The organism is Mesorhizobium sp. M2A.F.Ca.ET.039.01.1.1, from assembly GCF_003998035.1.
Classification (GTDB): Bacteria; Pseudomonadota; Alphaproteobacteria; order Rhizobiales; family Rhizobiaceae; genus Mesorhizobium.
The window spans coordinates 1-7,062 of the sequence record NZ_RZRY01000320.1 but is presented as its reverse complement, the minus strand read 5'-3'; the positions used below and the strand labels follow the sequence as shown (position 1 = coordinate 7,062).

Sequence of the window (7,062 nt, the reverse complement as noted above, 5' to 3'; positions counted from 1 at the left end):
GTCCAGAAATTGGCGAGCGCGAGCAGGACGAGCAGCGCCGCGCTCTTCCAGCGCATGTTCCTGGCAGGCAGCAACATGGCCACGATCGCCGACCCGATGCCTATCGCGATCATCTCGGCGGTGGCGACCAGCGCCAGCTCGTCGCCGGTGACGTGGCCTTCGGTATAGAGGGCGCCGAGCAGAACCGGCTGCAGCCCAAGGATGAGCAGGCCGACCGAGCCGATCCACAGCGCCGAGGCAAGCTGCGATCCCGTCGGATTGCCGACAAGCCAATCGCCCTCTTCCGCTTGCGCGGCTTGCGATGCAGTCACGAGATGCCTCCCTTGCAGCCCGGTCGAAAAACTGACAAGTTGTCAGCATTTAATGAAACTGATACTTGATCATGTTTCTTGTCAACCGCGAATTCGCACTTTTCCGGGAAAGATGCGGGCCATGACGGATGCAAAGCGAACGGCGACGGAACCCAGGCGCAGGCCGAAGCAGGAGCGCAGCCGCGAGCGCATCGACGCGATCCTCGCCACGACCATGCGGCTGATCGGCGAAAAGGGCATCGACGCGGTGACGATGAAGGAGGTGGGCGCGCTGGCCGGCGGGCCGATAGCGACCGTCTATCACTACTTTCCGTCGAAGTCGGCGATCCTGGCGATGCTCTACGATCGGTTTGCCGAGGAAAGCCGGGCGCGCTTCGGCGCGATCATCGCCGGGATAAACGGGTTGAGCGATGTAACGGCGGCGGCCGATCGCATGCTCGACGACTATTATACCCGTGTCGCGGCTGACCCGGCGATCCAGGATCTGCAGAACGCCATCCAGGCCGACAAGGCGCTGCAGCATCTCGACATTGCCGAGACGAGACACCAGGCGAAGATATTCTGCGACCATGTCGCGCCCATGCTTCAAGCGGATCAGCGCGAGGCGTTCGGGCGGGTCGTGTTCCTGATCTTCCAGCTTGCCGGCGGCGTCGTGCGGCTGGCGCTGACGCAGGACGAGGCAGAAGGCCGACGCACGATCGACGACTATCGCTCGATCATCCACACGCAGTTGCGGCTGTTTTTGTAGCCGTCGCCATACTCGGGGGCGCCGTCCCCTCGCCGCACTTGCCTGCCTCAGGCCTCCTCCAGCTTCGGCCCCAGAATCTCCACCAGCCAATCGACAAACACCCTCACCCGAGGCGAAAGCTGGCGGCTGGGCGGATAGAGCACCGAGATCGGCGTCGGCGTCGGGGGATTGTCGGGAAGCACCTCGACCAGCCGGCCGGCCTCGATGTCGTCGGCGTAGCGGAGTTTTGGCGCCTGGAACAGCCCGAAGCCTAGCCGGACCAGCGCGGCACTTGTGTCTGAATTGGCGACTGTGACTCGCGACGGCAGGACCACTTCACGAACCTTGCCGTCGGCGATGAATTCCAGCGGCATCACTTGCCTCGTGCGCGACGACACGAAACCGATCATCATATGGCCGGCAAGATCGTCCAACGTGCGCGGCACACCGTGGCGTTCGAGATAGGCGGGACTCGCGACGGTAATCTCGCGCGCGATGCCGAGACGCCGCACGATCATGTCGCTGTCGGGAAGTACGCCCGCCCGGATCACGCAGTCGACGCCTTCACGCACCAGATCGACGAGGCGGTCCCCCTCGCCGATATGCACCGACAGGCCCGGATATCTGGCAAGCAGTGCCGGCAGTTCCGGCAAGAGGAACGTGCGCGCCATGTGGCCATTGACGTCGACGCTGAGGCGCCCGCGCACGTCATGGGCGCCGAAGCCGCCTTCGGCGTCTTCGATGTCGGCGAGGATGCCAATACAGCGCTGGTAATAGGCCTCGCCATCGGGCGTCGGGGTGACATGGCGCGTGGTGCGGCGGAACAATTGCACACCAAGCCGCTTCTCCAGCTGCTTGATTGCGGCGGTTGCGCTGGAGCGCGGGAGGCCGAGATCGGCGGCTGCCGCGGTGAAACTGCGCCGCTCCACGACGCGGGTGAAGAGTCGCATGGTGTCAAAACGATCCATGGCAGATTGTTCGCACAGGCTGAATAGTGTTGGCAATCCATGCCCGATTATATCGCCTGCATGGGCGAGTATATGCATCTCCATCCGAAGAGAAGGAGATTTCGCCATGACCACCCGTCCCATTGCCCTCATCACCGGCGCCAGCCGCGGTCTCGGCCGCAACACAGCGCTGAACCTCGCCCGCAAAGGCGTCGACATCGTCCTCACCTATCGCTCGCGCGCCGATGAGGCGAAGGCGGCCGTCGCCGAGATCGAAGCGGCCGGCGGCCGGGCCGCGGCCCTGGAGCTCGACACCGGCGCCGTCGCCAGCTTCCCGGCTTTCGTCGAGACATTAAAGAAGACGCTGCGCGAGACCTGGCAGCGCGATCGCTTCAATTATCTCGTCAACAATGCCGGTACCGGGCTGCGCAAGCCGATCGCCGACACGACGCAAGAGGAATTCGACATGCTGATGAACATCCATCTCAAGGGCGTGTTCTTCCTCACCCAGGCGCTGCTGCCGCTGATCAACGACAGCGGCCGCATCATCAACGTGTCGAGCGGGCTGGCGCGCTTCTCGGTGCCGGGCTCGTCCGCCTATGCGATGATGAAAGGCGGCGTCGAGGTGTTCACCCGCTACCTCGCCAAGGAGCTTGCCGGACGCCGCATCACCGCCAACACCGTGGCGCCTGGCGCGATCGCGACCGACTTCAACGGCGGCCATGTGCGCGACGACGCCGAGATCAACCGCGTCGTGGCCGGGATGACCGCGCTGGGCCGCGCCGGCGTCGCCGACGATGTCGGGCCGATGATCGCCTCGCTGCTCTCCGACGACAATCGCTGGGTCAACGCCCAGCGGATCGAAGTATCGGGCGGCATGAATATCTGAGGTTCGCCTAAGTTACCTGGCGGATCAGTCCTTCGAAGCCGTCGGCGAGATTTGAATTGCCGGCGGCGAGGAAGGCGGACAGGTTGCGGACGCGGCCGGGCGTCTTGTTGGCGTCAAGCAGAAGGGCCTTGCCTTCATGCATGACGAAATCGAATTTGCCGTAGTCGAAGCCGAGATCGCGCCGTAGCGCGCGAAGCTCGTCGGGAACCGGAACCGGCTCTCGTCGGATCGTATCTTCGCCTTTGACCAGGTTCTGCGGCGAGACATGCCGGGTACAACGCTCGCGTTCTCCGCAAAACAGCCAGAAGCGGGCGCCAAAGCCGTCAGGCTCGGGCTCGGGAACAAACTTTTCCACCACGAGATCCTTGCGGTCGAACACCGCCGGGGGAACTTCCGCAAGCGAGCCGTGGATGCGGTAGCGATCGAGCAGCCTGGCATCGGGAAACGGCTCCGGCCTGCCGGCGCGCCGCGATCGCCGATTGAGCGTCTGCTCCCGCGTTCCCAGATTGTTGAGGCTGCTCTTGACGATGACTGGGCCTCGCCAGCTGTGATCCCTGTCGATCACCGCGCCGCTGACGCGACGCTTCGAGATATCGGCGGCGCCGATGTTGAGGCAGAAGGGATAAGTGCGCGCGTATTCGACATATTCGGGTGGCGTCACGGTCGCGTCGACATGGAGTATCGCGATATCCGCCTCTGGCCTGGCCGACGTGCCCGCAACAATGCGAACGGAATGTCCCCGGCGCTTCAACTCCTCCAGGAGATCGAAGAGCATGTAGGGGCTGTCGCGGCGCAGCAACGGCCCGCGACGGCGTTCAAACACGTCAAACTCATGCGTGATAACCGCAATACGTGCCATCCGCCCCCCGGCTTGGTTTCTTAAGCGTCCTCGATTATGCGTTCTAACACAATCGTACGGGCGGGTTTGTGATGACAGAGCATTGGAATGCAATTCGCAGGCATTGGCAGTTGCTGGGGTCGCCGCTCAGGCCGCCGCCGGAAGTCGTCGAGGCCTATAACCGCGAACTCGACCTCGCTCGATCGCACGTCGTGATGTTCGGCGTGACGCCGGAGCTCGCCGGGCTTGGCGCCAGGATGACGGCGGTCGACGAGTCGGCCGACATGATCGCCGGCATCTGGCCGGGCGATACCGAAAGGCGCAAGGCGGTACGCGGCGACTGGTTCGATCCGCCGATGTCTGACGCAAGCGTCGATGCGCTGATCGGCGACGGATGCCTCACTGTCATCGGCGGGGCGGATGCGAGGCAAGCGCTGTTTTCAGCCATCGCGCGCGTTCTGAAAGCAGACGGGCGCGCCGGCATCAGGCTGTACGCTTCCCCCGAGACACGCGACGATCCGCGGGATGTCCGCGCCCTCGCGTTGGCCGGCGGCGTCTCGACCTTTCACGACCTCAAATGGCGGGTGGCCATGACCGCGGTCGCCGGCGCGCCGGACTACGTCATACCGGTGACGGGAATTCTCGAGCAATTCGAAGCGATGTTTCCCGACCGCGACGAACTTTCGACACGCACGGGATGGGAGTTGCCGGTGATCGGCACCGTCGACGTCTACCGTAACTCATCCGTCATCTACAATTTTGCGCCGGTAAGCGCGCTTGTCGAGGAAGCCAAGGTATTTTTCGACGACGTCGACGTTGCCTCGACCGGCACATACGGGCTCGCCGAACGCTGCCCGCTGCTGGTGCTGCGAGCGCCGAAGCGCCGGGACTGACGGGTGGGATTGCTCGTCGGTGTCCCGCGACAGCAGGCGCTTTTCATGGTGACGTTTCGCCTGAGAAAAATTTCGCGCCGCTTGCCCCTTTCGCGCGCCTTGACTCTGGCAAGGCGCCGGCCTATCTCAGCGCCACGTTAGCACTCGCCTTTGGTGAGTGCTAACTCATATCCGGCGGCCTCGCCGGATGGAGGAACAGTTCTCACCGTTCTCACTCGAGGAAGACAACATGGCAAAGTCCAAGTTCCGCCCGCTTCATGACCGCGTGGTCGTTCGCCGGGTCGAATCCGAATCCAAGACCGCCGGCGGGATCATCATCCCGGACACGGCTAAGGAGAAGCCGCAGGAAGGCGAGATCATCGCCGTCGGCTCCGGCGCCCGCGACGAGAGCGGCAAGCTGGTGCCCCTGGACGTCAAGGCCGGCGACCGCATCCTGTTCGGCAAGTGGTCGGGCACTGAAGTCAAGCTCAATGGCGAAGACCTTCTGATCATGAAGGAATCCGACATCATGGGCATCATCGGCTGAATTTCGGCCTCTCCATCAACTGAGTTTTCGGGCTCTTCCCGAGCCCCTGTCAGGAGCTAACCATGGCTGCAAAAGACGTAAAATTCTCCCGCGACGCCCGTGAGCGCATGCTGCGCGGTGTCAACATCCTCGCCGACGCGGTGAAGGTGACCCTCGGACCGAAGGGCCGCAACGTCGTCATCGACAAGTCGTTCGGCGCCCCGCGCATCACCAAGGACGGCGTCACCGTCGCCAAGGAGATCGAGCTTGAGGACAAGTTCGAGAACATGGGCGCCCAGATGGTCCGCGAAGTCGCTTCGAAGACCAACGACATCGCCGGCGACGGCACGACCACCGCTACCGTTCTCGCCCAGGCGATCGTGCAGGAGGGCAACAAGGCCGTTGCCGCTGGCATGAACCCGATGGACCTCAAGCGCGGCATCGACCTCGCCGTCGGTGAAGTCGTCGCCGCTCTTGGCAAGGCCGCCAAGAAGATCAAGACCTCCGAGGAAGTCGCCCAGGTCGGCACGATCTCGGCCAATGGCGACGAGTCGGTCGGCAAGATGATCGCGGAAGCGATGCAGAAGGTCGGCAACGAAGGCGTCATCACCGTCGAGGAAGCCAAGACCGCCGAGACCGAGCTGGAAGTCGTCGAAGGCATGCAGTTCGACCGCGGCTATCTCTCGCCCTACTTCGTCACCAACGCCGACAAGATGGTCGCCGATCTGGAAGACGCCTACATCCTGCTGCACGAGAAGAAGCTCTCCAACCTGCAGGCAATGCTGCCGGTCCTGGAAGCTGTCGTTCAGACCTCGAAGCCCCTGCTCATCATCTCGGAAGACGTCGAAGGCGAGGCCCTGGCCACGCTGGTCGTCAACAAGCTGCGCGGTGGCCTGAAGATCGCCGCCGTCAAGGCTCCGGGCTTCGGTGACCGCCGCAAGGCCATGCTGGAGGACATCGCCATCCTGACCGGCGGCACGGCCATCAGCGAGGATCTCGGCATCAAGCTGGAGAACGTCACGCTGGAGATGCTCGGCCGCGCCAAGAAGGTCGCGATCGAGAAGGAGAACACCACCATCGTCGACGGCGCCGGCAAGAAGGAGGAGATCCAGGGCCGCGTCACGCAGATCAAGGCCCAGATCGAGGAGACCACCTCCGACTATGATCGCGAGAAGCTGCAGGAGCGGCTGGCCAAGCTCGCCGGCGGCGTCGCGGTGATCCGCGTCGGCGGCGCGACGGAAGTCGAGGTCAAGGAGAAGAAGGACCGTGTCGACGACGCGCTGCACGCCACCCGCGCCGCGGTCGAGGAAGGCATCCTGCCCGGCGGCGGCGTTGCCCTGCTGAGGGCGGCCAAGGCGCTCGACGCGGTCGCTGTCGACAATCCCGATCAGAGATACGGCGTCGACATCGTGCGGCGCGCGATCGAGGCTCCGGCGCGCCAGATCGCCGAGAATGCCGGATCGGAAGGCTCGATCATCGTCGGCAAGCTGCGCGAGAAGACGGACTTCGCCTACGGCTGGAACGCCCAGACCGGCCAGTATGGCGACCTCTACAAGCAGGGCGTGATCGACCCCGCCAAGGTGGTGCGCACCGCGCTGCAGGATGCGGCCTCGGTCGCCGGTCTGCTCGTCACCACTGAGGCGATGGTGGCCGAAAAGCCGAAGAAGGAAGCCGCCCCGGCCGTGCCGGCCGGCGCCGGCATGGACTTCTGAGACGCTGACGAGAGCCCGCTCCCGGCTACGGGAGCGGGCGTTCCGCCAAAACTTGGGAGGGCGTTATGAACATGATGAGCGCAGATGGCTCGATTCCCGCGCCGACGCATTCGGCAAGCGAATTCCTCGCCTATGAAGCCGAATGCCGGAGCGCGCTGAAACCGCTGCTGGCAGGACTGCTCGACGCGGCCGAAGCCACCGGGTGGAACCGGCGGACGGTCGCCTCGACGCTGATGTTCC

Annotated in this window: 7 protein-coding genes and 1 pseudogene; 5 read left to right on the top strand and 3 right to left on the bottom strand. The window is 64.1% G+C overall.

Features of this window, described 5'->3' with window-relative positions:
- Positions 1-311 (bottom strand): annotated as a pseudogene (locus EOA24_RS22210) (MFS transporter); the annotation flags it as partial.
- Between the two features lie 121 nt (positions 312-432).
- Here EOA24_RS22210 and EOA24_RS22205 point away from each other — a divergent pair.
- Positions 433-1,059 carry a TetR/AcrR family transcriptional regulator gene (locus tag EOA24_RS22205; RefSeq protein ID WP_126083192.1) on the top strand — a complete coding sequence of 209 codons (627 nt, stop codon included), beginning with the start codon at positions 433-435 and terminating at the stop codon, positions 1,057-1,059.
- A 47-nt stretch (positions 1,060-1,106) separates the two neighbouring features.
- Here EOA24_RS22205 and EOA24_RS22200 read toward each other — a convergent pair whose 3' ends face one another.
- On the bottom strand, positions 1,107-2,006 hold the full coding sequence (locus tag EOA24_RS22200; protein WP_126083193.1) for a LysR family transcriptional regulator: 900 nt from the start codon (positions 2,004-2,006) through the stop codon (positions 1,107-1,109).
- Between the two features lie 106 nt (positions 2,007-2,112).
- Here EOA24_RS22200 and EOA24_RS22195 point away from each other — a divergent pair, with 106 nt between their 5' ends.
- Positions 2,113-2,874, top strand: coding sequence for an SDR family oxidoreductase (locus tag EOA24_RS22195; protein WP_126083194.1), 762 nt, complete (start codon positions 2,113-2,115; stop codon positions 2,872-2,874).
- Positions 2,875-2,881: 7 nt separating this feature from the next.
- On the opposite strand, the gene EOA24_RS22190 is transcribed toward EOA24_RS22195, so the two are convergent.
- Complete coding sequence (locus tag EOA24_RS22190; protein ID WP_245467102.1) at positions 2,882-3,697, bottom strand: hypothetical protein; 816 nt, start codon at positions 3,695-3,697, stop codon at positions 2,882-2,884.
- 107 nt (positions 3,698-3,804) lie between these two features.
- Between EOA24_RS22190 and EOA24_RS22185 the strand changes: the two genes are divergently transcribed.
- From EOA24_RS22185 to groL, 3 genes are all read left to right on the top strand, one after another.
- Positions 3,805-4,605: a class I SAM-dependent methyltransferase gene (locus tag EOA24_RS22185; protein ID WP_126083196.1), complete on the top strand. Its 801-nt coding sequence runs from the start codon at positions 3,805-3,807 to the stop codon at positions 4,603-4,605.
- 229 nt (positions 4,606-4,834) lie between these two features.
- On the top strand, positions 4,835-5,131 hold the full coding sequence (gene groES / locus EOA24_RS22180) for a co-chaperone GroES (RefSeq protein ID WP_010915433.1): 297 nt from the start codon (positions 4,835-4,837) through the stop codon (positions 5,129-5,131).
- Positions 5,132-5,193: 62 nt separating this feature from the next.
- Positions 5,194-6,822 (top strand): chaperonin GroEL, encoded by a 1,629-nt coding sequence (gene groL / locus EOA24_RS22175; RefSeq protein WP_127410062.1) that lies wholly within the window; start codon positions 5,194-5,196, stop codon positions 6,820-6,822.
- Positions 6,823-7,062: the final 240 nt, after the last annotated feature.